Raw genomic sequence first — 24,219 nt, forward strand, 5'->3', positions numbered from 1 at the left:
ACAGTCGCCTCAAGCAAAGCCCATGCCCGGGCAGGGCTTTTATTTCTGGACCTGTTGGAGGAATTTCATGGCATCTACGAATCCGTCATCCGGCGCGCACACGCTCAAGCCGGTGCTCAGCACACTGCAACTCTGGGGCATCGCCGTCGGGCTGGTGATCTCGGGCGAATACTTTGGCTGGAGCTTTGGCTGGGCCTCGGCCGGCACGCTGGGCTTCACCGTCACCGCGCTGTTCATCGCCGCGATGTATACCACCTTCATCTTCAGCTTCACCGAGCTGACCACCTCCATTCCCCATGCGGGTGGCCCCTTCGCTTACAGCAAGCGGGCCTTTGGTCCGGTGGGTGGCTACATCGCGGGCGTTGCCACATTGGTGGAGTTTGTGTTTGCGCCGCCGGCCATTTCGCTGGCCATTGGCGCTTACCTGAATGTGCAATTCCCCTCGCTGGACCCCAAGGTGGCGGCCGTGGGCGCCTACCTGGTGTTCATGACGCTCAACATCGTGGGCGTGCAGATCGCGGCTACCTTCGAGTTGTTCGTGACCGTCCTGGCGATCTTTGAGCTGCTGGTTTTCATGGGCGTGGTCTCGCCCGGCTTCTCCATCGCCAACTTCGTCAAGGGTGGCTGGTCGGGGCAGGACGGTTTCTCCATGGCGGCCATTCCCGGCATGTTTGCGGCTATCCCTTTTGCCATCTGGTTCTTCCTGGCGATTGAAGGCGTGGCCATGGCGGCGGAAGAGGCCAAGGACCCCAAGCGGTCCATCCCGATTGCCTACATCGCCGGCATCCTGACGCTGGTGTTCCTGGCCGTGGGTGTGATGGTGTTCGCCGGTGGTGCGGGTGACTGGACCAAGCTGGCCAATATCAACGACCCGCTGCCCCAGGCCATGAAACTCATCGTGGGCGAGAGCAGCGGCTGGCTCCACATGCTGGTCTGGTTGGGCCTGTTCGGCCTGGTGGCCTCCTTCCACGGCATCATCCTGGGCTACTCGCGCCAGATTTTTGCGCTGGCGCGCGAAGGCTATCTGCCGGCATTCTTTGCCAAGGTGCATCCGCGTTTCAAGACTCCGCATCGCGCCATCCTGGCCGGCGGCGTGGTGGGCATTGCGGCCATCTACAGTGATGAAGTCCTGACCCTGGGTGGCCAGACCCTGACCGCCAACATCGTGACTATGTCCGTGTTTGGCGCTATCGTCATGTACATCGTCAGCATGGCGAGCCTGTTCAAGTTGCGCAAATCCGAACCCCATATGGCACGTCCCTTCCGTGCGCCCCTGTATCCCGTGTTCCCGGCCTTTGCGCTGGTGGCTGCCGTGGTCTGCCTGGTGACCATGGCCTATTACAACCCACTGGTTGCGGGCCTGTTTGTGGGGATTGTCGTGTTGGGCTTTGTCTACTTTTTGCTGACCAAGGGTGCCCGCAAAGAATGGGCGCCTGCGGCCGACGCGGTGGAGAGCGGCGCGGGTGCCTGAGTCTGCCTACTCCGCCACCTTGGGCCTGCAGACCTACGGGTTTGCAGACCTGAGGGAGCTCATGGCCAAGGCCAGTCCGGCGCGTTCGGGCGACGCCCTGGCCGGCGTGGCGGCCAAGAGTGCGCAGGAGCGCGCCGCGGCCCAACAGGCCCTGGCCGAGGTGCCGCTCAAGACCTTTCTCTCCGAAGCCTTGGTGCCGTATGAAGACGATGAGGTCACCCGCCTCATCCTCGACACGCACGACGCCCAGGCCTTTGCCCCCATCAGCCACCTGACAGTGGGCGACTTCCGCAACTGGCTGCTCAACGACGCGGTGGACAGTGAAACACTGCAAGCCTTGGCACCCGGCGTGACGCCCGAGATGGCGGCGGCGGTCAGCAAGATCATGCGCAACCAGGACCTGATCCTCGTGGCGCGCAAATGCCGGGTGGTGACCGGCTTTCGCAACACCATCGGCCTGCCAGGGCGCATGAGCACCCGGTTGCAGCCCAACCATCCGACCGATGACACCACCGGCATTGCGGCCAGCATGCTCGACGGCCTGCTCTACGGCAGTGGGGATGCCGTCATCGGCATCAACCCCGCCACCGACAACGTGGCCCAGGTCATGCGCCTGGTGCACATGATGGACGAGGTGATCCAGCACTACGCCATCCCCACCCAATCCTGCGTGCTCACGCATGTGACCAATACCCTTCAGGCCATCGAGCGCGGCGCGCCCGTGGACCTGGTGTTCCAGTCCATAGGCGGTACCGAGGCCACCAACAGCAGCTTTGGCCTGAATATGGCGCTGCTGGCGGAGGCGCGCAGCGCGGCCCTTTCGCTGCAACGCGGCACAGTCGGCAACAACGTCATGTACTTCGAAACCGGCCAGGGCAGCGCGCTCTCGGCCAATGCGCACCATGGCCTGGACCAGCAAACCTGCGAGGCGCGCGCCTACGCCGTGGCGCGCCACTTCAAGCCGCTGCTGGTGAACACCGTGGTGGGGTTCATCGGCCCCGAGTACCTGTTCGATGGCAAGCAGATCATCCGCGCGGGGCTGGAAGACCACTTCTGCGCCAAGCTGCTGGGTCTGCCCATGGGCTGTGACGTTTGCTACACCAACCATGCCGATGCCGACCAGGACGATATGGACGTGCTGCTGACCCTGCTGGGCGCGGCGGGTTGCACCTTTGTCATGGGCATTCCGGGCTCGGACGACATCATGCTCAACTACCAGACCACATCGTTCCACGACGCGCTCTACGCACGCCGCGTGCTGGGCCTGCGTGCCGCGCCCGAATTCGAGGCCTGGCTGGAGCGCATGCAGATCGCCACCTGTAGCGACCAAGGGCTGTTCCTGCCCTCCGATCTCCCGCCCGCTTTTTCCCGTGCCGTCTTGCCCTTGTCCTGAACCCATGTCCGATTCCGGTTCCCCGATTGCCCCCATCACGGATGCCGGCACTGCGCCGGTGGTCACCCCCAACGCTTGGGCGGGCTTGCGCCAGTTCACCGCCGCGCGCATTGCACTGGGGCGCGCGGGCGTGAGCCTGCCCACGCAGGCGCATCTGGCTTTCCAGCAAGCCCATGCGCAGGCGCGTGATGCCGTGCATACGGGGCTGGATGTGGCCGAACTGGCCAGCGCGCTCACTGAGGCGTGGCCCGGTCTGGAAGCGCCCTTGCAGTTGCACAGTGCGGTGGCCGACCGCGCCCAGTATCTGCAGCGCCCCGATCTGGGGCGCAGGCTCAACGCAGCGTCCGCCCGGCAGCTGGGCCAACCCACCGTGGACACCGTGGTGCGCGAGGACGCGGCCAGTCGCCCCTATGACCTGGCGCTGGTGGTGGCAGATGGTTTGTCAGCGCGCGCCGTGGCACAGAATGCCGCCCCATTTCTGGCCGCGCTGTACCGCCGCATGGCAAGCGAGTCCTGGCGCGTGGCGCCGCCTTGTGTGGTGCAGCAGGGGCGTGTGGCCGTGGGCGACGAAGTGGGCCAGCGCCTGGGGGCCCGCGCCGTGGTGGTGCTGATCGGCGAGCGGCCCGGCTTGAGTTCGCCCGACAGCATGGGCCTGTACCTGACCTGGATGCCCAGCGTGGGCCTGACCGACGCCAGCCGCAACTGCATCTCCAATGTGCGCCCAGCCGGTCTGCCCTGGGAGGACGCAGCCTACAAGCTGCACTACCTGCTGACGCAGTCGCGCGCGCGCCAGCTCTCGGGGGTGGACCTCAAGGACGACACGCCCGGCGCAGCCGGCGCGCTGGGCGGCGCGGCGTCCAATTTCCTGCTGCGATAATTGCGCCTGTGAAGCCCGCCAGACCACCGCTGGTGCAATCTGGGAAACCAGGCACTGGAGGAACGTCCGGACTGCATAGGGCAGCGTAGCAGCTAACGGCTGTCCACCGACAAGTCGCGAGACCCTAAGGTGAGGATCAGAGCAACAGAGACGAGCCGCTTTGGTGCGGGTGAAACGGGCAATCTCTACGCGCAGCAATACCAAGTAGGCACACGTTGACGGGGCCCCCGGAGTGTGCGGGTAGGTAGCATCGAGCCGTTCGGGTGACCGGCGGCCCAGAGTAATGGTGGTCACGTGGGGGGAAACCCCCATGCACAGAATCCGGCTTATCGGTGGGCTTCACACTTTTTTTGTTGTATGGTTAAGTCTTCACAGTCATTGGGAGATGGGACCATGCGACCGATTCTTGAACTGTTGGAAAAACACGGCGGCTCCATCTGGAGCCTGAGCCCGGATGACAGCGTCTACCAGGCGCTGGAAATGCTGGCCGAATGCAATGTCGGCGCTCTCATGGTGCTGCAAGGCGACAAGCTCGTAGGCATCTTCTCCGAGCGCGACTACACCCGCAAGATCGCCCTGGAGGGCCGCTCCTCCCGCGACACCAAGGTCAAAGACATCATGACCTCCCAAGTGCTGATCACTGTGGGGCCCAAATCCTCCACCGATGACTGCATGACCCTCATGAGCCAGAAGAAGATCCGCCACTTGCCGGTGGTGGATGGCACCAAGGTGCTGGGCATGGTCTCGATTCGCGACCTGATGGACGACATCATCAAGGATCGTGAGCAGACCATCACCCAGCTGCAGAACTACATCACCTCATAGGCCCCCACGCTCCGCCGCTGCGCGGGTCGCTGCCCCCCCGAGGGGGCTAATTTCCCTTGGGGCGGCCCGGCGGGGAATTGCACTAAAACTTCTCGTATCCGGCGAGAAACCGCCACTGCCCCACAGGCAGGTCAGCCAGCGTCACGCGGCCCAGGCGGATGCGGCGCATGGCCAGTATCTCCATGTTCGTCAGCCCGCACAGGTAGGCCACCAGGCCGGGGTGTGATCCCTTGATGGCGAAGCGCAGGCGGCTCATCTCGGGCGTGCTGCTGTTCACGCTCACCTTCACCGATGGCAGGTCCAGACGCTCGTCCTTCAGGGCGTAGCCAATCGGCTTGAGCGCGTCGGCCTCCACCGCGCCCTTCACCTCCACCAGAAACTCGTGCTCCATGGTGGCCATGTCTTCGGTCAGCTTGCGCGTGGTGCGCCAGTCCTGCGTGAACACCACCAGACCGCTGGCACCGTTCTCCAGCTCGATGTCGGCTTCCAAGTGCTTGAAATGGCGCTGCAGCACGGGCGTGTCTGTGGGGTCGTGTTCCCAGTGGGTCGCCGCCGTCAGCAAGCTGCGTGCGTCGGGAATGGCCTTGCCCCCGCTTACAGGGGGTAGTTCTTCCGTGCCATCCGCGTAGCCTGGCGGCTTGTTCAGCAGCAGGGTCACGGCAGTCAGGTTGAGCAGGCTGGCGTTGGCGTCCAGCGTGACGGTTTCGAGGTCCACGCGCTGGGCGGGCTCTTCCACCACCACGCCATTCACGCGCACCCAGCCGCCCTCGATGTACTGCTCGGCTTCCTTGCGCGAGCACTCCTTGAGCTGCATCACGCGCTTGGACAGGCGTTCGCCCGCGTTGGGCAGGGGCTTGGGCGCAGCCTTGCCCGGCGCCCGAGGGCGCTGCGGGCGCGCATCCGGTGTGGACGGGCGGGCTTTGGATGCTGCTGCGGGGCGACCAACGGGCCGTGGCCCAGCGGGGCGCGGGGCTGGCGCGCGTGCGGGCTTGGCCGGGGCGGTTGATGCAGGCGCCTGGCGTGCCGCAGGCGCTGCCTTGGCCGCCGGTTTGGGTTTGGGCGTGAGTTTGAGGGTGGGGCGGTTCATGGCTGGGGACCTTTCTGCGCGGCCAGTGCCTGGATGCGCTCCACGTGCGCCAGCAGGGAGCGCTTGGCCACGGGCCACAGGCGTGAATCCACGTCGTCATAGGCCAGGGGCACCCAGTCGTCGGGGCTGCCCGCGGGGATGGCCTGCATGGCGGCCGCTACCTTGGCCTCGCGCGCCAAGCGGTGCGCCTTGAGCTTGGCAATCGCCTTCAGCGCACCGTCGATCACATGGCCGTGGGCTGGCAGGATGTACTGCACGCCATGGGCGGTGCAGGCCTCGGTCAGCGCGTCCAGCGAATCCAGGTAGTCGGCCATATTGCCGTCGGGCGGGTCGATGACCGTGGTGCTGCCGTTGAGGATGTGGTCGCCACTGAACAGCAGGCCGTCTTCCTCCAGCAGCAGGCACACATGGTTGGCCGCGTGGCCGGGGGTGTAAATCACCTGCAGCGTGTGCACAGGTTTCAAAGCCGTTTCCACGTCCAGCCCAGGCAGCATATGCGCGAGCAGCTCCCGATTTAATAGCGGGCGGTCGGGCGTGAACTCGCTGGCAGCGCGTGCCGTGGGGGCCGAGGGAAGACCCAGAATGGGTGGCCCGCCCTGGCACAGGGCCTGCAGCGGCGCCGCGCCGGGCGAGTGGTCGGGGTGGGAGTGGGTGCAGACGATGCGCAGGATGTTGCCGCCCATGCCGTCCTCGAACTGCGCGGCCTGCCACAGGCGTTGCAGGTGGTCGGCGTCGGCCGGGCCGGGGTCGATCACGGTGTAGCCTGTGGCGGGCTCGCCCACCAGGTAGCTGTTGGTGCCGGGGCCGGTCATCACGCCGGGGTTGGGCGCCGTCAGGCGCAGCACATTGCGGGTCAGGGGGGCGGGGCGTTCGGTTTGCCAGGCATCGACGAGCGAGGCGGCCGCGGGCAGGGTATCCGCAGGCAGGGTGTGGGTGGGTCGGACCATGCGGCGGATTGTGACGCCAAACGCGGATAATCCGGCCATGCGAATCCAGTTCACCAAAATGCAGGGGGCCGGCAACGACTTCGTCGTGCTCGACGAAACGCGCGGCCGCCTGGGCCTGACCGAGGCGCACTACCGCTTTCTGGGCGACCGCCACTTTGGCGTGGGCGCGGACCAGATCCTCACCGTGCGCCCCTCGCCCGCTGAGGGCATCGACTTCGAATACGTGATCCACAACGCCGATGGCAACGAGGTGGAGCAGTGCGGCAACGGCTCGCGCTGCTTTGCCCGTTTTGTGCACGACAAGGGCCTGACCACCAAGGACCGCATCCGCGTGCAGACCATGAAGGGCGTGATCGAGCCGCGCCTGAACGCCGATGGCCGCGTCACCGTGGACATGGGCGCGCCGGTGTTCACCCCGGCGGAGATTCCGTTTGATGACAACGGCCTTGCCATGCAGTCCATGGGTGCATGGGGAAATTGGCCTCTAGCCATCGTGGATAGTGCGCCGGCAGCTCCTCTTTTGGTAGCAACCGTGTCCATGGGCAACCCCCATGCGGTGACGCTGGTAGACAACGTGGACACTGCGCCCGTGGCCACCCTGGGCCCGGCTGTGCAGGCCAACCCGCGCTTTCCGCAAGGCGTGAACGTGGGCTTTCTGCAGGTCGTGGACCGCAGCCTTGTGCGCCTGCGCGTGTATGAGCGTGGCGTGGGCGAGACCCTGGCCTGCGGCACCGGCGCCTGCGCGGCCGTGGTCTCCGGCATTCGCCTGGGCCTGCTGGACGCCAGCGTGGACGTGCAGACCCGTGGCGGCGTGCTCACCATTGCCTGGGCTGGCCTGGGCCAGTCCGTGTTCATGACCGGCCCGGCCACCACCGTGTTCCAGGGCGAGATCGACCTTCCCGAATAACCTCAACTCTTCACCATGACCACACCCGTGAACCAGGCCCTGGCCAACCCCATCACCGAAGACGACATCGCCAACTACCTGGCCAACACGCCCGACTTCTTCCAGCGCCACGCCGAGCTGCTGGCCACGGTGCAGTTCACCAGCCCGCACAGCCACCGCGCGGTGAGCCTGCAGGAGCGCCAGGCTGAGATGCTGCGCGAGAAGATCAAGCTGCTGGAGCAGCGCATCATGGAAATGATCCGCCACGGCAACGAGAACGTGATGCTGTCGGACAAGATTCTGCGCTGGGCGCGCACCCTGTTTCTGGCCAGCGACGTGCAGGCCCTGCCCGCACAGGTCGTGCAGGAAATCCAGGACCAGTTCGCCGTGCCCCAGGTGGGCCTGCGCCTGTGGGGTGTGGCCGACGCGTACGCGGACGCGCCCTTTGTGCAGGGCGTGAGCGATGATGCCAAGGTGTTTGCCTCGTCCCTGATGGAGCCCTTCTGTGGCCTCAACACTGGCTTCGAGGCCGTGAGTTGGCTGGGCGATCCCCAGGCCGTGAGCTCGCTGGCGCTGGTGCCCCTGCGCAGCGGCGAAGCCGGCAGCAGCGCTCCGGCGTTCGGCATGCTGGTGCTAGCCTCTGGCGACGCCCAGCGCTTCAACAGCAGCATGGGCACCGAGTTCCTGGCCCGCATCGGCGAAATCGCCAGCGCGGCCCTCTCGCGCCTGCGCTGAGGCCCAGGCGGCGCACCACTGTGGGCCAGCCAGATCCTGCCAGTGTTGCGGCCACAGAGGCTGCGCCTGCACCCGATCCGCTGGTGCTGCGCTACCTGGACTACGTGCGCTTTGAGAAGCGCTTGGCCGAACGCACAGTCACCCTCTACACGCTGGACCTGGAGCGCCTGAGCACCAATGCCCGCCAGGCGCGGCTGGAGCTGCCCCAGGTGCGCAATGCGCACATCCGCCGCTGGGTGGCGCAGATGCATGGCAGCGGCCGCAGCGGCCGGGGCATTGCGCTCATCCTCTCGGGCTGGCGCGGCTTCTACACCTGGCTGGGCCGCCAGGGCCTGATTGCCAGCAACCCGGTGCAGGACGTGCGGGCCCCCAAGGTGGCCAAGCCCCTGCCCAAGGCCCTGGGTGTGGACGACGCGGTGCAACTGGCCGAGTTCGAGAGCGACGACAACGCCTGGTTGGAAGCGCGCGATGCCGCCATGGTGGAGCTGCTCTACGGCAGCGGCCTGCGCGTGGGCGAGCTGGTGGGGCTGGACGTGGTGGCCGGCAAGGACGCCAGGGGCTGGGTGGACCTGCAAGCGGCCGAGGCCCACGTGCTGGGCAAAGGCAGCAAGCGTCGCACCGTGCCCGTGGGCACCCAGGCGCTGGCCGCGCTGCAGCGCTGGTTGGATGTGCGTGGTCCATCCGGCACCGCTAGCACTGCGCCCGTGCATGCGGCACAGGCCGATGCCAGCGCCGCCCTGTTTACCGGGCGCAATGGCACGCGGCTGACCCCGCAAAGCATCTGGCAGCGCCTGCGCCGCCGCAGCCAGCTCGCCGGGCTGGCCGCGCCCGTGCACCCGCATATGCTGCGCCACTCCTTTGCAAGCCATGTGCTGCAGAGCAGCAGCGACCTGCGCGCGGTGCAAGAGCTGCTGGGCCACGCCAATATCAGCACCACGCAGGTCTACACCCGGCTGGACTTCCAGCACCTGGCCAAGGCGTATGACGCGGCACATCCGCGCGCGCGCATCAAAAAGAAATAGGGCGCTCGGCGCGGTCCTTGCTTGCCTCGCAGGCATGGACATTGATTTCGAAAAGATCACCGAATACCAGCGCTACAAGCTGATGGCCAGCCTTATCGTGCCGCGGCCGATTGCGCTCATCACCACCCTGAACCCCAATGGCGCGGTCAACGCGGCCCCTTTCAGCATGTTCAACATGCTGGGTGAAGAGCCGCCCATCGTCATGGTCAGCATCAACCGCCTGAAAGACGGCGCCCTCAAGGACACGGCGGCCAACATCGTGCGCACCAAGGAGTTTGTGGTGCACCTGGCCGACGAGGCCATGGCCACGCAGATGCACCGTTGCGGCGAATCGCTGCCGCCCGACCAGAGCGAGCTGGAGAAGGTGGGCCTGCACGCGGTGCCCAGCACGCGGGTGGCACCGCCTTACATTGCCGAGGCGCCAGTGGCGTTTGAGTGCACTCTGTGGGAGACGCTGCAGACCGAGAGCCGGCAGATCTTCATTGGCAAGGTGCGCTGGCTGCATGCGCGCGAAGGCCTGATTGACACCGAGCGCTGGCGCGTGCGCCTGCAAGACTACTTTCCCGTGGGGCGTTTTGGCGCCAGCTTCTATGTGAACACGCGCGATCGCTTTGCCATCGATGACGGTGCCGCCATGGCCGCAGGGCAGGCCGCGACTACCGAGATTGACGAGATCTAGCGCAGGGCCCAGCCCCGCCTAGCGGGCCAATTGGCCCAGGCCTGCGGGCAGCTTGAAGACGGAGACGGCCTGCACCTGCTCGCTCGCCAGCACCTTGAGGCTGCTGGCCGCGGCGGCCATCTGCTCCACCAGGGCGGCGTTCTGCTGCGTGGTCTGGTCCATCTCGGTCACGGCCTCGCCCACCTGGGAGACGCCGGTGCTCTGTTCGGCACTGGCCGCGCTGATCTCGCCCATGATGTCGGTCACGCGCTGGATGGCGCTGACCACCTCGCTCATGGTGCTGCCGGCCTGGTCCACCAGGGTGGTGCCGTGTTCCACGCGCTCCACACTGGTGCCGATCAGGGCCTTGATCTCCTTGGCCGCCTCTGCGCTGCGCCCGGCCAGGCTGCGCACCTCGCTGGCCACCACGGCAAAGCCGCGGCCCTGCTCGCCCGCGCGGGCGGCCTCCACGGCCGCGTTCAGCGCCAGGATGTTGGTCTGGAAGGCGATGCCGTCGATCACGCCAATGATGTCGGCAATCTTGCGGCTGCTCTCACTGATGCCGCGCATGGTCTCCACCACCTTGCCCACCACGTCTCCGCCCTGCTGGGCGACGGACGAGGCGTTGACGGCCAGCTGGTTGGCCTGTTTGGCGGCGTCGGCGTTCTGCTTCACGGTGGCGCTCAGCTCTTCCATGCTGGCGGCGGTCTCCTCCAGCGCGCTGGCCTGCTGCTCGGTGCGGGCACTGAGGTCGTTATTGCCCTGGGCGATCTCGGCGCTGGCATTGGCCACGCCCTCCGAGCCATTGCGCACGGTTGAGACCACGGCCACCAGGCTGTCCTGCATGTCGCGCAGGGCGGCCAGCAGCAGGCCAGTCTCGGTCTGGTCCTGGGCCACGATCGGCTGGGTCAGGTTGCCGCCGGCCACCTCACGGGCTACGTCCACCGCCTGGTTGAGCGGGCGGGTGATGGCGCGTATCAGCATCCAGCCAATCGCGCTGCCCACGGCAATCGCAATGACCACGATGACGCTGAACAGGGTGATGGTGCTCTGGTAGTTGGCGGTGGAGCGGTCGTACTCGGCCTTGGCCTCGCTGAGCTGCAGGTCGACCAGCTTGCTCAGGGTACTGGTCAACGGGTCAATCTGTTCGTACAGCGGGCGCACCAGGGCGGCCACTTCTTCCTTGTTGCCGGCCCCCAGCGCCGCCTGGAGCTTGGCCACGGTCGGTGCGGCCTTGCCCATCAGCTCGGTGACCTGGGCGGCATCCTTCTTTTCCTGCGGTGTCAGCTCGGTACCCAGGTAGGCTTTCCATTCGGTGCCAATGGCGCTCAGGCTCTGCGCCACATTGGCCTGGGCGCTTTGGGGTTCCAGCAGTCCGGCCGCGACCTTGTTGGCGTTGTCGATGATGTTGACTGCGTACAGGTCGGACACCGCCTTGAGCTGTTTGAGGGGGACCACCCGGTCGGCATAGATGCTGCCGATGGACTGGTTGGTGACGCGGACCTCGTAGAGCCCGAATGCCGCCATCAGGGCCACCATGATGACCAGGCTTGCGAACCCCAGCGTGAGCCGAGTGGATAGTTTCACGTTGCTCAAGTCCATATCCGTGCCTTTGTTCCAAGTGGTGTTGGTGAAAGTCTCCAAGGGCACGGGCCCATGGAAACCTGCGGTTTTGTCAGAGGCGCGCCCCAATATAGGCCAGCGCTGCGCGCTTGTAAACGGGCGGTTGGCACGGGATGGCCGACAATCGCGGCATGAAAACCATTCGCCTGCGCGCCGGCAAAGAGCGCTCCCTGTTACGCCGCCATCCCTGGATCTTTGAATCGGCCATCGCCAAGGGCGGCGGTGACAGCGGCGAGACCGTGCGCGTGGAGTCGGCGGAAGGGCAGTTTCTGGGCTGGGCCGCCTTCAGCCCGCAGTCCAAGATACGCGCCCGGGTCTGGAGTTTTGACGAGAAGCAGCGTATTGATGCTAGCTTTTTCATAGCTGCTTGCGCGGATTCTGTGAGGGCTAGGGCCAGATTTGATATCAAAAGTGACGGCGTGCGTCTGGTACACGGCGAATCCGACGGCTTGCCCGGCCTGATCGTGGACCGCTACGGCGACACCCTGGTGGCGCAGTTCACCTCGGCCGGCGTGGAGAAGTGGAAGGACGTGATTGCCGATGCGCTTTTGGCCGCCACGGGCCTGACCAAGCTCTACGAGCGCTCCGACGCCAGCAGCCGCGCGCTGGAGGGCCTGCCCGAGGCCACGGGCTGGTTGCGCGGCGAGGGCGCGACCGACCTGGTGCTGCAGGAGCACGAGTGGAAACTGGCCCTGAGCATTGCCGAAGGTCACAAGACCGGCTTCTACCTGGACCAGCGCGACAGCCGCAAGCGCTTTGCCGACGCCACGCGCCGGTTGAGCTTCCAGACCGTGCTCAACTGCTACTGCTACACGGGTGGTTTCACTGTGGCAGCGCTCTCGGGCGGTGCGGGCCACGTGACCTCCATCGACTCCAGCGGCCCGGCCATCGAGAAGGCGCGCGCCAATGTGGCGCTCAACGGCTTTGACGCCAGCCGCGCCACCTTCATGGACGCCGACGTCAACGCCAGCCTGCGCGCCTTTGCGGCCGAGGGGCGCACTTTCGACGCCATCATCCTGGACCCGCCCAAGTTTGCCCCCACGGTGGCCCATGCCGAGCGCGCCGCGCGCGCCTACAAGGACGTCAACCGCCTGGCCTTCAAGCTGCTGCAGCCCGGCGGCGTGCTGTTCACCTACAGCTGCTCGGGCGGCATCAGCGCCGACCTGTTCCACAAGATCATTGCCGGCGCCGGCTCGGACGCCGGGGTGGACGGCTATATCACGGAGCGCATGGGCGGCGCGCCCGACCACCCCATGACGATTGCCTTCCCCGAGGGTGAGTATCTCAAGGGTCTGGTGGTGATGCGGCGCTGAAACGGTCTTTTGCGCGGCCGCAGCGGGGGAGGGGGCTTGACAGGCTCGCTACACTCCCCAAATACCGTCTTTTGCACTGCACCATTTTTGGAAGACTCCCATGAGCTTGATTCCCGCCACCATCCTGACCGGCTTTCTGGGCTCCGGCAAAACCACGCTCTTGAAGCGCGTGCTGGCCGAGGCCCATGGCCAGAAGATCGCCGTCATCGAAAACGAGTTCGGCGAAGAGAACATTGACAGCGACATTCTGGTCAGCGACACCACCGAGCAGATCATCCAGATGAGCAACGGCTGCGTTTGCTGCACCATCCGCGAAGACCTGCGCACCACGCTGAAAGACCTGGCCGAGAAAAAGCGCAAGGGCGAGCTGGACTTCGAGCGCGTGATCATCGAAACCACCGGTGTGGCCGACCCAGGCCCCGTGGCCCAGACCTTCTTCATGGACGATGAGGTGGCCGAGACCTATCTGCTGGACTCCATCCTCACGCTGGTCGACGCCAAGCATGCCGAGCAACAGCTCAGCGACCGCCAGGAAGTGCGTCGCCAGATCGGTTTTGCCGACCAGATCTTCATCAGCAAGTCCGACCTGGTCTCCAAGGACGACCTGGACGCGCTGATGCACCGCATCAAGCACATGAACCCGCGCGCGCCGCAAAAGGCGGTGCATTTTGGCGATGTGGCGCTGAACGAGGTGCTGGACCTGCGCGGCTTCAACCTCAATGCCAAGCTCGACATCGACCCCGACTTCCTCAAGGAAGACGACCACGACCATGGGCACCACCATGATCATGACCACGAACATGGCGAGCACTGCGACCACCCCTCGCACCAGCATGGTCACGGCCATGCCCACCACCATCACCACGACGACGATGTGAAGAGCTTCGTCTTCAAGTCCGAGCGCCCCTTCGACCCGGCCAAGCTGGAAGACTTCCTGGGCGCCGTGGTCAATATCTACGGCCCGCGCATGCTGCGCTACAAGGGTGTGCTCTATATGAAGGGTACCGAACGCAAGGTCATCTTCCAGGGCGTGCACCAGCTCATGGGCAGCGACCTGGGCCCCGCCTGGGCCGAGGGCGAATGGAAGGGCAGCAAGATGGTGTTCATCGGTATCGACCTGCCCAAGGACATCTTCCTACAGGGCATGGAGCAGTCCCTGGCTTGACCGGGCGCTATTCACCCACGCACAGGGAAGCAAATGTTTGTCTCGCTTTTGCAACTAATGGGTTTGCCGATGGGGAAACCTGTACACTCGCGCGCCGAAGAAACCCGCGTTGACTCCCCCGCAAAGAGGGAAAAGACGCCAGCAGCCACCAGGGACCGTGCGCAGGCGAGTACTGCCAGGAGACAAGAAGTGAAAGCGACATCCGGGAAAGACACCAAGGCCAAAGACGCCAAAACCAAAAGCGTCAAGGCCAAGCCCGCTGCCAAGGCAGCGGCCAAACCGGTGGTGAAAGCCCCCGCCAAACCGGCACCCAAAGCTGCCAGCAAGCCCGTGGCCAAGGCCGCTGTGGCTTCGAAGTCCAAACCCGCTGCAAAAGCTGCCCCCAAAGCGGTAGCCAAGCCCGCAGCAAAGGCGCCTGCCAAAGCTCCCGCGAAGGCAGCCGCTAAGCCGGCCCCCAAAGTCGCCGCCAAAGCCCCGGCAAAACCGGTTGCCAAGACAGCCGCCAAGGCAGTACCCAAAGCTCCGGCCAAAGTGGCAACCAAGGCCGCAGCGCCCGCAGTTAAAATCAAGGCGCCTGCCGATAAGGTGCAGCCTCCCGCCAAAGCCGTTCCGGCCAAGGCGGTGGCACCTGCGGTGGTCAAAGCCCCTGTTGTGGTGCCGGCTCCCGAGGTGGCGGTACCAGCCAAATCGGGACGGCCTTCTTCCCGACTGGCCCAACTTACAGTGCCTTCCATGGCGCAATCTGTGGCCTCCACAGCCGCCAAAGCCAGCTACACCCCTAACATGATTTCCCCCGTGATTCCTGCCGTGATTCCCGCCGCCATCAAGAAAGACGCCAAGCTTGCCAACAACTGGAAGTCCAAGCCTGCGGCCGAGTTGACTGATGCCGAGTTGCTGGCCATGCCCGACTCTGAATACATGAACGATGTGCAGCTCGCGGCCTTCCGCCTCAAGCTGTCCATCCTCAAGCGCGACATTCTCAACAGTGCCGGCGAAACGACCGAGCATCTGCGTGAAGACACCTCCGTGGTGCCCGATCCTGCGGACCGCGCCACCATCGAGGAAGAGCACGCGCTGGAGCTGCGCACCCGTGATCGCGAGCGCAAGCTGCTCAAGAAGATCGAGCAGTCCATCGCCCGCATCGACGCGGGTGACTATGGCTATTGCGACGAAACCGGCGAACCCATTGGGGTCGGCCGCCTGCTGGCCCGTCCCACGGCCACCCTGTCGCTCGAAGCCCAGCAGCGCCGCGAGCTCAAGCAGAAGATGTTTGGCGATTGAACCTCGCCCCAGCCGCTCGGAGCAGATTTCCTGATTTATGGCGACCAAAGACGATCGACCCGGTTTATTGTCCAAGGTGGCGATGTTCGTGCGCAATCCGACCAAGGACTGGTCGGAGCTGGAGCGCACGGAGCCCGAGCAAGACAGCGGCTATGACAAGCAGGCCCTGAAGGCCATGATTGAACGCAAGCGGCAAAACGATTTTGTCCGCAAGCGTGAATTCGATCAACTGCGCAAGCTGCGCAATCGGGACCCCTCCGCCACAGCGGCCCTGGCCGCCCGTCCCTCCTTCTTTCAGACCAGCATCCCCACGGACCCCGATGGCCGGGCGGTGACGCTCAAGAAGATCGATGAGATCGAGGCCCAGATGTCCAAGCAGTGGTGGAAGGGTAAGCAGGAAGCTGCGGCGTCCGCGCAAGGCGGCTTTCCGGTCGCTGCTGCCCCCGTCGAGCCTGCAACCCCTGCGCCTGTTGCGGCCACGGTGCCAGCCTCACTGTCCTCCCATTTCGAACCTACCGAGTCCTCCGAGTTGCACTCCAGTGTTCCCGGGGCCACGCCATCCGAGTACGCGGCAACGCAGATGGGCAGCGGCATGCCGCTTCCCATGTCCAGCCACGTCCCCCTGGGAACGCACGCACCCCAGCCTGCGCAAGCGACGGGTGGTGAGCTGAGCTTCTCCACCTCCAAGCTTTTTGCGATTGAAGTGGACGACATGGCCACGGACCCCGAGCTGGAGGAAGCGGCCATCCGCTTTGCCAACGGGGACGATGAGGGTGCCGAGACGGGGCTGCTCCATGCCTTGCGCAGCATTACCGCCACCGCCGAGTCATCCGCCTCGTGGGCTGCCGCCTTGATGGATCTCTACCGCGCCACCAACAACCAGGCGCGCTTTGAATGGGCGATTGTCGAGTTGGCCCACGTATGGGGGAATGCCATCCCCATGTGGGCCTCGTTGGCCGATTCTTCTTCCCAAGGCATGGAGACCACGGCGGCTGCGCCATTTGCGGCTTCCGACACCGAGCGCCGCGGGATGCCTGCGATTGGGGATGCCATCTGGCGCAGCCCGGCGCACCTGGACGATATGGCCATGGAGGATTTGCGGACCGCCATGTCCTCCCGGCCCATGCCATGGGTGCTGGACTGGTCGGCTCTGTCGACCATCGATCCGGCCGCCATGCCCCTGCTGGGCGGACTGTTTGGCAGTCTGTGTGACGAACCTGTGGCACTGCAATTTGGTGGAGCCGACAGTTTGGTGTTGGCGCTGCGTGCCTGCACGCCTTCGGGCGATCGGTCGGTGGATGCCGACTGGTGGGCTGTGCGCCTCAATGCGCTGCGCAGCATGCAGATGCTTGACGAGTTTGAGCTCGCCGCACTCGACTATTGCGTGACCTACGAAGTCTCGCCGCCGGCCTGGGAGCCAGCACGCTGCCACTACGAGCCTGCAGAAATTGCCGGCGGTGTGGGGCAGGCCGGTTTCGAGTCTGCCGCGACGGTGCCCATGGGCCTGATGCCCAGCGTCGCCCACGGTGTGTCGGTGCCAGCGCTGGAGTTGCGTGGCGATGTATTGGGCGACGCGACCCAGGCACTGGCAGGGCTAGAGTCTTCGCAGGACGAGGGTGGGCGCATCGTTGTCTCCTGCCGCCATCTGATTCGTGTGGACTTTTCGGCGGCTGGCAGCATCCTCAACTGGGTGGCGTTGCGCCAGTCCGAAGGTCATCTGGTGCAGTTCCACGATGTGCATCGCCTCGTGGCAGCTTTCTTCAATGTCATCGGCATCAACGAGCATGCCCGCGTGATTCCACGCGCCATGTAATTCCGCGCACCAGCGGTGCGCTTGCGGCTTGATTTCAGCCGCTGCTTCCCTATCTTCTGAGCATGGAACAATTTCACGGGACCACCATCATCAGCGTACGCCGCAAGACGCCCCAGGGCGACCAGGTCGCCATAGGCGGCGACGGCCAAGTCACCTTGGGCAACATCGTCGTCAAGGGCTCAGCACGCAAGGTGCGCAAGCTCTACCACGGCAAGGTGCTGGCTGGCTTTGCCGGCGCCACCGCCGATGCCTTCACGCTGTTTGAGCGTTTTGAAGCCAAGCTGGAGAAACACCAGGGCCATTTGGTGCGCGCCGCCATCGAGCTCACCAAGGATTGGCGCACCGACCGCGTGCTGCGACGCCTGGAGGCCATGCTGGCCGTGGCCGACAAGGATGCTTCCCTCATCATTACCGGCAATGGCGATGTGCTCGAACCCGAAAATGGCATCGTGACCATTGGCTCGGGCGGCGCCTATGCCCAGGCCGCCGCGGTGGCCCTGCTGCAGAACTCCGAACTGCCTGCCGCCGACATCGTCAAACGCTCGCTGGAAATCGCGGGCGAGCTGTGCATCTACACCAATATGCACCACACCATAGAGACTCTCTGAGCGCCATGCACGCACTGACTCCCCAAGATATCGTTGCCGAACTCGACAAGCACATCGTCGGCCAGTCCCACGCCAAGCGTGCCGTGGCCATCGCCCTGCGCAATCGCTGGCGTCGCCAGATGGTGGATGCCGGCCTGCGCAGCGAGATCACGCCCAAGAACATCCTCATGATCGGTCCCACGGGTGTGGGCAAGACCGAGATTGCACGCCGCCTGGCGCGCTTGGCCGATGCGCCCTTCATCAAGGTCGAGGCCACCAAGTTCACCGAAGTCGGCTATGTGGGTAAGGATGTGGATTCCATCATCCGTGATCTCGCCGAGATTGCTGTCAAGCAAACGCGCGAGAACGCCAAGGCCGAGGTGCGTGCGCGCGCCGAAGACGCGGCCGAGGAACGCATCCTCGACATCCTGATTCCGCCGCCTCGCAGCGAGTTCGGTTTCTCGGCGGCCAGCGCCGACACGCCCGAGAGCACGGCACGTCAGACCTTCCGCAAGAAGCTGCGTGAGGGCCAGCTCGCCGAGCGCGAGATCGAGGTCGATGTTGCCGCACCCGCACCCCAGCTCGAGGTCATGGGCCCGGCCGGTATGGAGGAAATGACCGAACAACTGCGTGGCATGTTCGGCCAGCTCGGCCAGGGCAAGCGCCAGACGCGCAAGCTCAAGATCGCCGAAGCGCAAAAGCTGCTCGCCGATGAGGAAGCGGGCAAGCTCGTCAACGAGGACGAGATCAAGTCCCAGGCCCTGCATCTGCTGGAGCAGAACGGCATTGTGTTCATCGACGAGATCGACAAGGTTGCCTCGCGCAACGAAGGCAGTGGTGCCGAAGTGTCGCGCCAGGGCGTGCAGCGCGACTTGCTGCCCCTGGTTGAAGGCACCACGGTGTCGACCAAGTACGGCATGGTCAAGACCGATCACATCCTGTTTGTCGCCTCGGGCGCCTTTCATCTCAGCAAGCCCAGCGATCTCATCCCCGAGCTGCAGGGCCGTTTCCCTATTCGTGTTGAGCTGCAATCGCTCTCGGTGCAGGACTTCGAAGCCATCCTCACGCAAACCCATGCCTCCCTGGTCAAGCAGTACCAAGCGCTGCTGGCTACCGAGCAGGTCACGCTGGACTTCCGCCCCGAGGGCATTACGCGACTGGCGCAAATCGCCTTTGAGGTCAACGAGCGCACCGAAAACATCGGTGCGCGCCGCCTTTCCACCGTCATGGAGCGTCTGCTCGACGAAGTTAGCTTCGATGCGGCTGCGCTCGCGGGCCAGAGTGTGGTCATTGACTCGGCCTACGTGAATGCCCGCCTGGGCGAGCTCAGCCAGAACGAGGACCTTTCCCGTTACATCCTGTAAGCCGTTCGGACGAACGGTAGGTGCACCTGTGTTTCATGCATCACTTTCATAAGGCGCGCTAAGTGCTTAATTTAGAACGAATTTTGACGCGATTGCGCGTGCAAAAACGCTTCTAAGTCCTTGATTTCATTGGAAAAAATTCGCAAGACCCCTCTTGCAAGCATTGCTTTTGCTGATACAGTGCAAAAAAGTGCAATTTAGTGGTGAAAAGTGCCGCGAAATTGCTTTTCCTACGCTGTCGCAACAAAAAGCAGGTAAATCACGGTGTTCCAAGGGGCCTCGTCTCTCAGTCTGGATGCGAAGGGTCGGCTGTCTGTGCCGACCCGGCATCGTGACGTCCTGAGTGCGACGGCGGCTGGCCAGCTCACCATTACCAAGCACCCGCACGGCTGCCTGATGGTGTTTCCCCGCCCTGAGTGGGAGAAATTCCGTGAGCGCATCGCCGCGCTGCCCATGTCGGCGCAGTGGTGGAAGCGCATCTTTCTGGGCAATGCCATGGACGTGGAGATGGACGGCACCGGCCGTGTGCTGATCTCGCCCGAACTGCGCCAGGCCGCCGGCATCGCGAAGGACACCATGCTGCTGGGCATGGGCAACCACTTCGAGCTCTGGGACAAGGCGACCTACGACGCGCAGGAGGCGCAGGCTATGCAGGGCGAGATGCCCGACGTCTTCAAGGACTTCTCCTTCTAAGGTGTGACGGTGGAAGCTCCTTGGACCCATACCACCGTCTTGTTGAACGAAGCAGTGGAGGCATTGTTCAGCAACGACGGTCAGCCCTACGACCATGCGGCCGACGGCGCCTATGTGGACGCCACCTTTGGTCGTGGCGGCCATTCGCGTGCCATCCTGGCGCGCCTGAGTCCGGCCGGGCGCCTCATTGCGTTTGACCGCGACCCCGATGCCGTGGCCCAGTCGCGCAGCATCACCGATTCGCGCTTCTCCATTCGCCACGAAAGCTTTTCGCATCTGGGTGAGCTACCGAGCGCCAGCCTGGCCGGCGTGCTGATGGACTTGGGCGTGAGTTCCCCCCAAATCGATAACCCGCAGCGGGGCTTCAGCTTCCGCTTTGACGGACCGCTGGACATGCGCATGGACACCACGCGCGGCGAGAGTGTGGCCCAGTGGCTGGCGACAGCCGAGATCAATCAAATCGCGGAGGTGATACGTGAATACGGTGAAGAACGGTTTGCTGGGCCAATTGCAAAGGCGATTGCTGCTCGCCGACAGGAACGGGGGCCAATTTCAACCACCTCCGAGCTGGCCCAACTCGTGGCTGACACGGTCAAAACCCGCGAGCCGGGCCAGAACCCTGCAACGCGCACATTTCAGGCTCTTCGGATTTTCATCAACGCCGAGCTTGAGGAGCTGCAACAAGCGCTAGAGGCCAGCCTTGAGGTTTTGCAGGTCGGTGGGCGCCTGGCCGTCATCAGCTTCCATTCGCTGGAAGACCGCATCGTCAAACAGTTCATCGCCAAGCACTCCAAGGACGAGTACGACCGCCGCATGCCGTTTGCTGCGCCCAAAGCCATGAAGCTCAAGGCGCTGGATCGTATCAAGCCCAGTGCTGAAGAGGTGGCTGGCAACCCGCGTGCGCGCAGCGCCATCCTGCGGGTGGCGCAAAGGATGGCAGCATGATGCGCTTGAACCTGGTTCTGTTGCTGGCCGTGGTGGCGAGCGCCCTCTATCTCGTGGGCATGCAGTACGAGTCACGCCGCGTGTTCACCGAACTGGACAAGTCCCGCGCCGATGCGCGTCGCTTGGAGACTGAATACGGCCGCCTGCAGGTGGAAAAGCGCGAGCAGGCCACCTCCGCTCGCGTGGAGCGGCTGGCGCGCGAGAAACTGCAAATGCGCCAGGTGACGCCGGCCATCACCAACTACGTCACGTACAGCGCCCCTGAAGCGCCGCGTAGCGAAACCCCTGCGGGGCAGGGCAAGCCATGACGCGGCGCGGCATTCAATACACCTCCAGCCCCCTGCTGGCCAGCCGCACCCCGGTATGGCGCAGCAAGTTCGTCGTGGGCGTGATCGCGCTGGGCTTTACCGGCCTGGTGGCGCGTGCTGCCTACATCCAGGTGCTCGCCAATGACTTCTTCCAGCGCCAGGGCGAGGTGCGATTTGCGCGCACGCTGGACCTGCCGGCCAACCGCGGCCGCATTCTGGACCGCAATGGCCTGATCCTGGGCTCCAGCGTGCCTGCGCCCAGCATCTGGGCCATCCCCGAAGACGTGGAACTGGAGAAGGGCCAACTGGCCCAGCTCGCCAAGCTGCTGGAAATGCCGGTCGCTGATCTGTCCAAGAAACTCGACGACGAGGACAAGTCCTTTGTTTGGCTCAAGCGCCAGGTGGACGCCGACGTGGCCAAGAAGATCAGCGAGCTCAACATCAAGGGCATCTACCAGCGCAAGGAATACAAGCGCCAGTACCCCGAGGGGGAGTCGGCAGCGCACATCGTTGGTTTCACCAATGTGGAGGACAACGGCCAGGAAGGCGTGGAGCTGATGTTCAACAAGGAACTCGCTGGCCGCAGTGGCTCACGCCGCGTGATCAAGGACCGCCTGGGCCGTGTGGTCGAGGACGTTGGCGACCAGATTCCGCCCGTCGAAGGCCGCGACATCCAGCTCAGCATCGACAGCAAGGTGCAGTTCTTTGCCTACCAGAAGCTGCGCGACTCGGTGATCAGCAACAAAGCCAAGGCCGGCAGCGTGGTGGTGATGGATGCCATCACCGGCGAGGTGCTGGCCCTGGCCAACTATCCCAGCTACACGCCCGACAAGCGTCAGAACCTCACCGGTGCGCAACTGCGCAACCGCGCGCTCACCGACATCTTCGAACCCGGCTCGGTGATGAAGCCCTTCACGGTGGGGCTTGCACTGGAGACCGGGCGCGTCAAGCCGTCGACCGTTATCGATACGGCTCCTGGCACCGTCACCATCACGGGAGCCACCATCCGCGATTCGCACCCCCACGGCGCGCTGACGGTGGAGCAGATCATCCAGGTCTCCAGCAACGTGGGTACCACCAAGATCGCCATGCAGATGCCGGCCAGCGAGATGTGGCAGACCTTCTCGCAGGCAGGGTTTGGTCAGAAGCCGCAGATCGAGTTCCCGGGCGCCGTGTCGGGCCGCCTGCGTCCCTACAAGACCTGGCGCCCGATCGAGCAGGCCACCATGTCTTACGGCTATGGCATGTCAGCCTCGCTGTTCCAGATGGTGCGCTCCTACACCGTGTTCTCGCATGGCGGCAACATCATCCCTGCCACCCTGCTCAAGAGCAGCGAGCCTGCCGTGGGCGTGCCCGTGTTTTCGGACCTGACCGCCGCCAAGGTTCGCCACATGTTGCAGATGGCGGCCGGCCCCGGCGGCACCGCCCCCAAGGCGCAGACGATTGGCTACTCCGTGGGTGGCAAATCGGGGACTGCCTACAAGCAGATCGGCAAGGGCTATGGCACCGATGGCAACCGCAAGTACCGCAGCTGGTTTGTGGGCATGGCGCCGATTGACCAGCCGCGCGTAATTGTGGGTGTCATGCTGGACGAACCCAGCAATGGCAAGTACTTCGGCGGCGATGTGGCCGCTCCGGTGTTCAGCGAAACCGTGCAGCAGACCTTGCGCATGCTCAATGTGCAGCCCGATATGGCGGTGCGTCCGCAGATCGTGACTGACGCCGTGGAGGAGAGCTTCTGATGCGACAGCTCCAGACGCCCCAGGACGTGGTGCAGTGGCTGCGCGCGCGCGGCGCCCAGGTGCTGCGCACTGACAGCCGCCAGTTGCAGGCCGGCGAGGCCTTTGTGGCCTGGCCCGGTGCGGCCGTGGACGCGCGCCGCTTTGTGGCCCAGGTGTTGACCCAGGGTGCGGTGGCTGCGCTGGTGGAGCAGGCCGGCGCCGAGGCCTTTGCGCTCGCTGACGACGAGCGCATCGCCAGTTACGCGGGCCTCAAAGCCGACGCGGGCCTGATCGCTGCAGCCTTCTATGGCGAGCCCTCTCGGACCCTGCCTGTGGTCGCCGTAACTGGCACCAATGGCAAAACCAGCACCGCCTGGTGGCTCGCTCAGGCATTGAGCCAGTCCCAAGTGCCCTGCGGCGTCATCGGCACGCTGGGCGTGGGCCGCCCGCCCCAGGTGGAGTCTACCGGCCTGACCACGCCCGATCCCGTGCTGCTGCAGCAGACTTTGCGCCAGTTCCTGGACCAGGGTCTGCGCGCCTGCGCCATCGAAGCCTCGTCCATCGGCATCGAAGAACAGCGCTTGGCAGGCACCGCACTGCGGGTGGCCGTGTTCACCAATTTCACCCAGGACCACCTGGATTACCACGGCAGCATGGAGGCCTACTGGGCTGCCAAGCGCAAGCTGTTCGACTGGCCCGGCCTGGCCCATGCGGTGGTCCATGTCGATGATGCCCAGGGCTTGATGCTGGCGGCAGAGTTGCAGGCGCAAGGCCGGCTCGATGTCTGGACCGTGTCCAGCCAGCAAGCCGCACGCCTGCAGGCGCGCGCCGTGCGCCATACCGACCAGGGTATGGCCTTTGAGGTGGTGGAGGGCACTGAGGTGCAGACGCTGCAGACCCATGCCATTGGTCAGTACAACGTGGCCAATCTGCTGGGTGTGCTGGCCGCCATGCGCTGCCTGGGTGTGTCGCTGGCGCAGGCCGTGTCGGCCTGCAGCACGCTGCTGCCCGTGCCTGGGCGCATGGAGTGCGTGGGCGGTCAGGGCGAGCCCCTGGTGGCGATTGACTACGCGCACACGCCCGATGCGCTCTCGCAGGCGCTGCAGGCGCTGCGTCCAGTGGCGCAGGCGCGCGGCGGCCAGCTCTGGAGCGTGTTTGGCTGCGGCGGCGACCGCGATGCCTCCAAGCGCCCCCTGATGGGTGCGATCGCGGCCCAGCATGCCGACCGCGTGTTTGTGACCAGCGACAACCCGCGCAGCGAGCGGCCCGAGGCCATCGTCGCGCAAATCCTGCTCGGCCTGGTGGAAGACAAGCGTGTCGAGGTCGAGGTGGACCGTGCACTGGCCATCCGCAGCGCCATCACCGAGGCCGCCACCCAGGATGTGGTGTTGCTGGCTGGCAAGGGCCATGAAGAAAGCCAGGAGGTGGCGGGCGTGAAGCACCCCTTCTCGGACCGGGTCCACGCATTGGCTGCCTTGCAGGCACGCGCGGGAGCTGCCGCATGA

General features: G+C 64.8%; 21 protein-coding genes, 1 other RNA gene and 1 pseudogene. 20 read left to right on the forward strand and 3 right to left on the reverse strand.

From position 1 onward, the window contains the following. Positions 1 to 67 precede the first annotated feature (67 nt). The 5 genes from eat (at position 68) to AC1RNN_RS11350 (ending at position 4,566) form a co-directional block, all read left to right on the forward strand. Positions 68 to 1,471, forward strand: coding sequence for an ethanolamine permease (eat, locus tag AC1RNN_RS11330; RefSeq protein ID WP_493089286.1), 1,404 nt, complete (start codon positions 68 to 70; stop codon positions 1,469 to 1,471). Then, positions 1,464 to 2,864, forward strand: coding sequence for an ethanolamine ammonia-lyase subunit EutB (locus AC1RNN_RS11335; protein ID WP_493089283.1), 1,401 nt, complete (start codon positions 1,464 to 1,466; stop codon positions 2,862 to 2,864). The genes eat and AC1RNN_RS11335 overlap by 8 nt, the downstream gene beginning before the upstream one ends. Positions 2,865 to 2,868: 4 nt before the next feature. Then, positions 2,869 to 3,741, forward strand: coding sequence for an ethanolamine ammonia-lyase subunit EutC (gene eutC, locus AC1RNN_RS11340; protein ID WP_493089281.1), 873 nt, complete (start codon positions 2,869 to 2,871; stop codon positions 3,739 to 3,741). A gap of 10 nt (positions 3,742 to 3,751) precedes the next feature. Then, an RNA gene (rnpB, locus tag AC1RNN_RS11345) (RNase P RNA component class A) lies at positions 3,752 to 4,086 on the forward strand. Between the two features lie 48 nt (positions 4,087 to 4,134). After that, the gene (locus AC1RNN_RS11350; protein ID WP_493089280.1) at positions 4,135 to 4,566 is read left to right on the forward strand and encodes a CBS domain-containing protein; all 432 of its coding nucleotides are present in this window, start codon (positions 4,135 to 4,137) and stop codon (positions 4,564 to 4,566) included. A gap of 82 nt (positions 4,567 to 4,648) precedes the next feature. Here AC1RNN_RS11350 and AC1RNN_RS11355 read toward each other — a convergent pair whose 3' ends face one another. Next, a complete protein-coding gene (locus AC1RNN_RS11355; protein ID WP_493089279.1) occupies positions 4,649 to 5,653 on the reverse strand; it encodes an RNA pseudouridine synthase in 1,005 nt (334 codons plus the stop codon). Then, a pseudogene (locus AC1RNN_RS11360) lies at positions 5,650 to 6,534 on the reverse strand (MBL fold metallo-hydrolase); the annotation flags it as partial. The gene AC1RNN_RS11355 and the pseudogene AC1RNN_RS11360, both read right to left, overlap by 4 nt. A 103-nt stretch (positions 6,535 to 6,637) precedes the next feature. On the opposite strand from AC1RNN_RS11360, the gene dapF reads away from it, so the two are divergent. From dapF to AC1RNN_RS11380, 4 genes are read left to right on the forward strand one after another with little or no spacing between them, the layout of a single operon-like run. Then, entirely contained in the window at positions 6,638 to 7,507 is an 870-nt protein-coding gene (gene dapF / locus AC1RNN_RS11365) for a diaminopimelate epimerase (RefSeq protein ID WP_493089277.1), read from the forward strand. Positions 7,508 to 7,522: 15 nt separating this feature from the next. Beyond that, positions 7,523 to 8,221: a DUF484 family protein gene (locus AC1RNN_RS11370; protein ID WP_493089275.1), complete on the forward strand. Its 699-nt coding sequence runs from the start codon at positions 7,523 to 7,525 to the stop codon at positions 8,219 to 8,221. A 20-nt stretch (positions 8,222 to 8,241) separates the two neighbouring features. Then, entirely contained in the window at positions 8,242 to 9,243 is a 1,002-nt protein-coding gene (locus AC1RNN_RS11375; RefSeq protein WP_493089273.1) for a tyrosine recombinase XerC, read from the forward strand. A 34-nt stretch (positions 9,244 to 9,277) separates the two neighbouring features. Then, positions 9,278 to 9,922: a flavin reductase family protein gene (locus AC1RNN_RS11380; RefSeq protein ID WP_493089271.1), complete on the forward strand. Its 645-nt coding sequence runs from the start codon at positions 9,278 to 9,280 to the stop codon at positions 9,920 to 9,922. 18 nt (positions 9,923 to 9,940) lie between these two features. Here the strand turns inward: AC1RNN_RS11380 and AC1RNN_RS11385 are convergent, their stop codons facing one another. Beyond that, positions 9,941 to 11,488 (reverse strand): methyl-accepting chemotaxis protein, encoded by a 1,548-nt coding sequence (locus AC1RNN_RS11385; protein WP_493089269.1) that lies wholly within the window; start codon positions 11,486 to 11,488, stop codon positions 9,941 to 9,943. Positions 11,489 to 11,655: 167 nt separating this feature from the next. Between AC1RNN_RS11385 and AC1RNN_RS11390 the strand changes: the two genes are divergently transcribed. The 11 genes from AC1RNN_RS11390 (at position 11,656) to AC1RNN_RS11440 (ending at position 24,219) form a co-directional block, all read left to right on the forward strand. Then, complete coding sequence (locus AC1RNN_RS11390) at positions 11,656 to 12,837, forward strand: class I SAM-dependent rRNA methyltransferase (protein WP_493089267.1); 1,182 nt, start codon at positions 11,656 to 11,658, stop codon at positions 12,835 to 12,837. 100 nt (positions 12,838 to 12,937) lie between these two features. Next, on the forward strand, positions 12,938 to 14,002 hold the full coding sequence (locus AC1RNN_RS11395) for a CobW family GTP-binding protein (RefSeq protein WP_493089265.1): 1,065 nt from the start codon (positions 12,938 to 12,940) through the stop codon (positions 14,000 to 14,002). A gap of 345 nt (positions 14,003 to 14,347) precedes the next feature. Further along, positions 14,348 to 15,283 (forward strand): RNA polymerase-binding protein DksA, encoded by a 936-nt coding sequence (gene dksA, locus AC1RNN_RS11400; protein ID WP_493089496.1) that lies wholly within the window; start codon positions 14,348 to 14,350, stop codon positions 15,281 to 15,283. 37 nt (positions 15,284 to 15,320) lie between these two features. Beyond that, the gene (locus tag AC1RNN_RS11405; RefSeq protein WP_493089263.1) at positions 15,321 to 17,096 is read left to right on the forward strand and encodes an STAS domain-containing protein; all 1,776 of its coding nucleotides are present in this window, start codon (positions 15,321 to 15,323) and stop codon (positions 17,094 to 17,096) included. A 62-nt stretch (positions 17,097 to 17,158) separates the two neighbouring features. Further along, positions 17,159 to 17,704 carry an ATP-dependent protease subunit HslV gene (hslV, locus tag AC1RNN_RS11410; RefSeq protein WP_493089262.1) on the forward strand — a complete coding sequence of 182 codons (546 nt, stop codon included), beginning with the start codon at positions 17,159 to 17,161 and terminating at the stop codon, positions 17,702 to 17,704. 5 nt (positions 17,705 to 17,709) lie between these two features. Next, entirely contained in the window at positions 17,710 to 19,047 is a 1,338-nt protein-coding gene (hslU, locus tag AC1RNN_RS11415) for an ATP-dependent protease ATPase subunit HslU (protein ID WP_493089260.1), read from the forward strand. A 264-nt stretch (positions 19,048 to 19,311) separates the two neighbouring features. Then, positions 19,312 to 19,740 (forward strand): division/cell wall cluster transcriptional repressor MraZ, encoded by a 429-nt coding sequence (gene mraZ, locus AC1RNN_RS11420; protein ID WP_493089258.1) that lies wholly within the window; start codon positions 19,312 to 19,314, stop codon positions 19,738 to 19,740. A 9-nt stretch (positions 19,741 to 19,749) separates the two neighbouring features. Further along, the gene (gene rsmH, locus AC1RNN_RS11425) at positions 19,750 to 20,685 is read left to right on the forward strand and encodes a 16S rRNA (cytosine(1402)-N(4))-methyltransferase RsmH (RefSeq protein WP_493089257.1); all 936 of its coding nucleotides are present in this window, start codon (positions 19,750 to 19,752) and stop codon (positions 20,683 to 20,685) included. Beyond that, a complete protein-coding gene (ftsL, locus tag AC1RNN_RS11430; protein WP_493089255.1) occupies positions 20,682 to 20,993 on the forward strand; it encodes a cell division protein FtsL in 312 nt (103 codons plus the stop codon). The genes rsmH and ftsL overlap by 4 nt, the downstream gene beginning before the upstream one ends. After that, positions 20,990 to 22,735, forward strand: coding sequence for a peptidoglycan D,D-transpeptidase FtsI family protein (locus AC1RNN_RS11435; RefSeq protein ID WP_493089254.1), 1,746 nt, complete (start codon positions 20,990 to 20,992; stop codon positions 22,733 to 22,735). The genes ftsL and AC1RNN_RS11435 overlap by 4 nt, the downstream gene beginning before the upstream one ends. Further along, positions 22,735 to 24,219, forward strand: a complete 1,485-nt coding sequence (locus AC1RNN_RS11440; protein ID WP_493089252.1) for a UDP-N-acetylmuramoyl-L-alanyl-D-glutamate--2,6-diaminopimelate ligase — start codon at positions 22,735 to 22,737, stop codon at positions 24,217 to 24,219. Before AC1RNN_RS11435 ends, AC1RNN_RS11440 begins: the two co-directional genes overlap by 1 nt.

This window comes from Rhodoferax sp. GW822-FHT02D07 (assembly GCF_058802405.1).

Bases quoted from the DNA above. Each gene is read 5' to 3' on its own strand.
- AC1RNN_RS11435 (WP_493089254.1), top strand. From the start codon at position 20,990: ATGACGCGGCGCGGCATTCAATACACCTCCAGCCCCCTGCTGGCCAGC.
- ftsL (WP_493089255.1), top strand. From the start codon at position 20,682: ATGATGCGCTTGAACCTGGTTCTGTTGCTGGCCGTGGTGGCGAGCGCC.
- AC1RNN_RS11395 (WP_493089265.1), top strand. From the start codon at position 12,938: ATGAGCTTGATTCCCGCCACCATCCTGACCGGCTTTCTGGGCTCCGGC.
- AC1RNN_RS11405 (WP_493089263.1), top strand. From the start codon at position 15,321: ATGGCGACCAAAGACGATCGACCCGGTTTATTGTCCAAGGTGGCGATG.
- eutC (WP_493089281.1), top strand. From the start codon at position 2,869: ATGTCCGATTCCGGTTCCCCGATTGCCCCCATCACGGATGCCGGCACT.
- AC1RNN_RS11350 (WP_493089280.1), top strand. From the start codon at position 4,135: ATGCGACCGATTCTTGAACTGTTGGAAAAACACGGCGGCTCCATCTGG.
- AC1RNN_RS11370 (WP_493089275.1), top strand. From the start codon at position 7,523: ATGACCACACCCGTGAACCAGGCCCTGGCCAACCCCATCACCGAAGAC.
- dapF (WP_493089277.1), top strand. From the start codon at position 6,638: ATGCGAATCCAGTTCACCAAAATGCAGGGGGCCGGCAACGACTTCGTC.
- AC1RNN_RS11355 (WP_493089279.1), bottom strand. From the start codon at position 5,653: ATGAACCGCCCCACCCTCAAACTCACGCCCAAACCCAAACCGGCGGCC.
- hslV (WP_493089262.1), top strand. From the start codon at position 17,159: ATGGAACAATTTCACGGGACCACCATCATCAGCGTACGCCGCAAGACG.
- AC1RNN_RS11390 (WP_493089267.1), top strand. From the start codon at position 11,656: ATGAAAACCATTCGCCTGCGCGCCGGCAAAGAGCGCTCCCTGTTACGC.
- eat (WP_493089286.1), top strand. From the start codon at position 68: ATGGCATCTACGAATCCGTCATCCGGCGCGCACACGCTCAAGCCGGTG.
- AC1RNN_RS11440 (WP_493089252.1), top strand. From the start codon at position 22,735: ATGCGACAGCTCCAGACGCCCCAGGACGTGGTGCAGTGGCTGCGCGCG.
- AC1RNN_RS11380 (WP_493089271.1), top strand. From the start codon at position 9,278: ATGGACATTGATTTCGAAAAGATCACCGAATACCAGCGCTACAAGCTG.
- hslU (WP_493089260.1), top strand. From the start codon at position 17,710: ATGCACGCACTGACTCCCCAAGATATCGTTGCCGAACTCGACAAGCAC.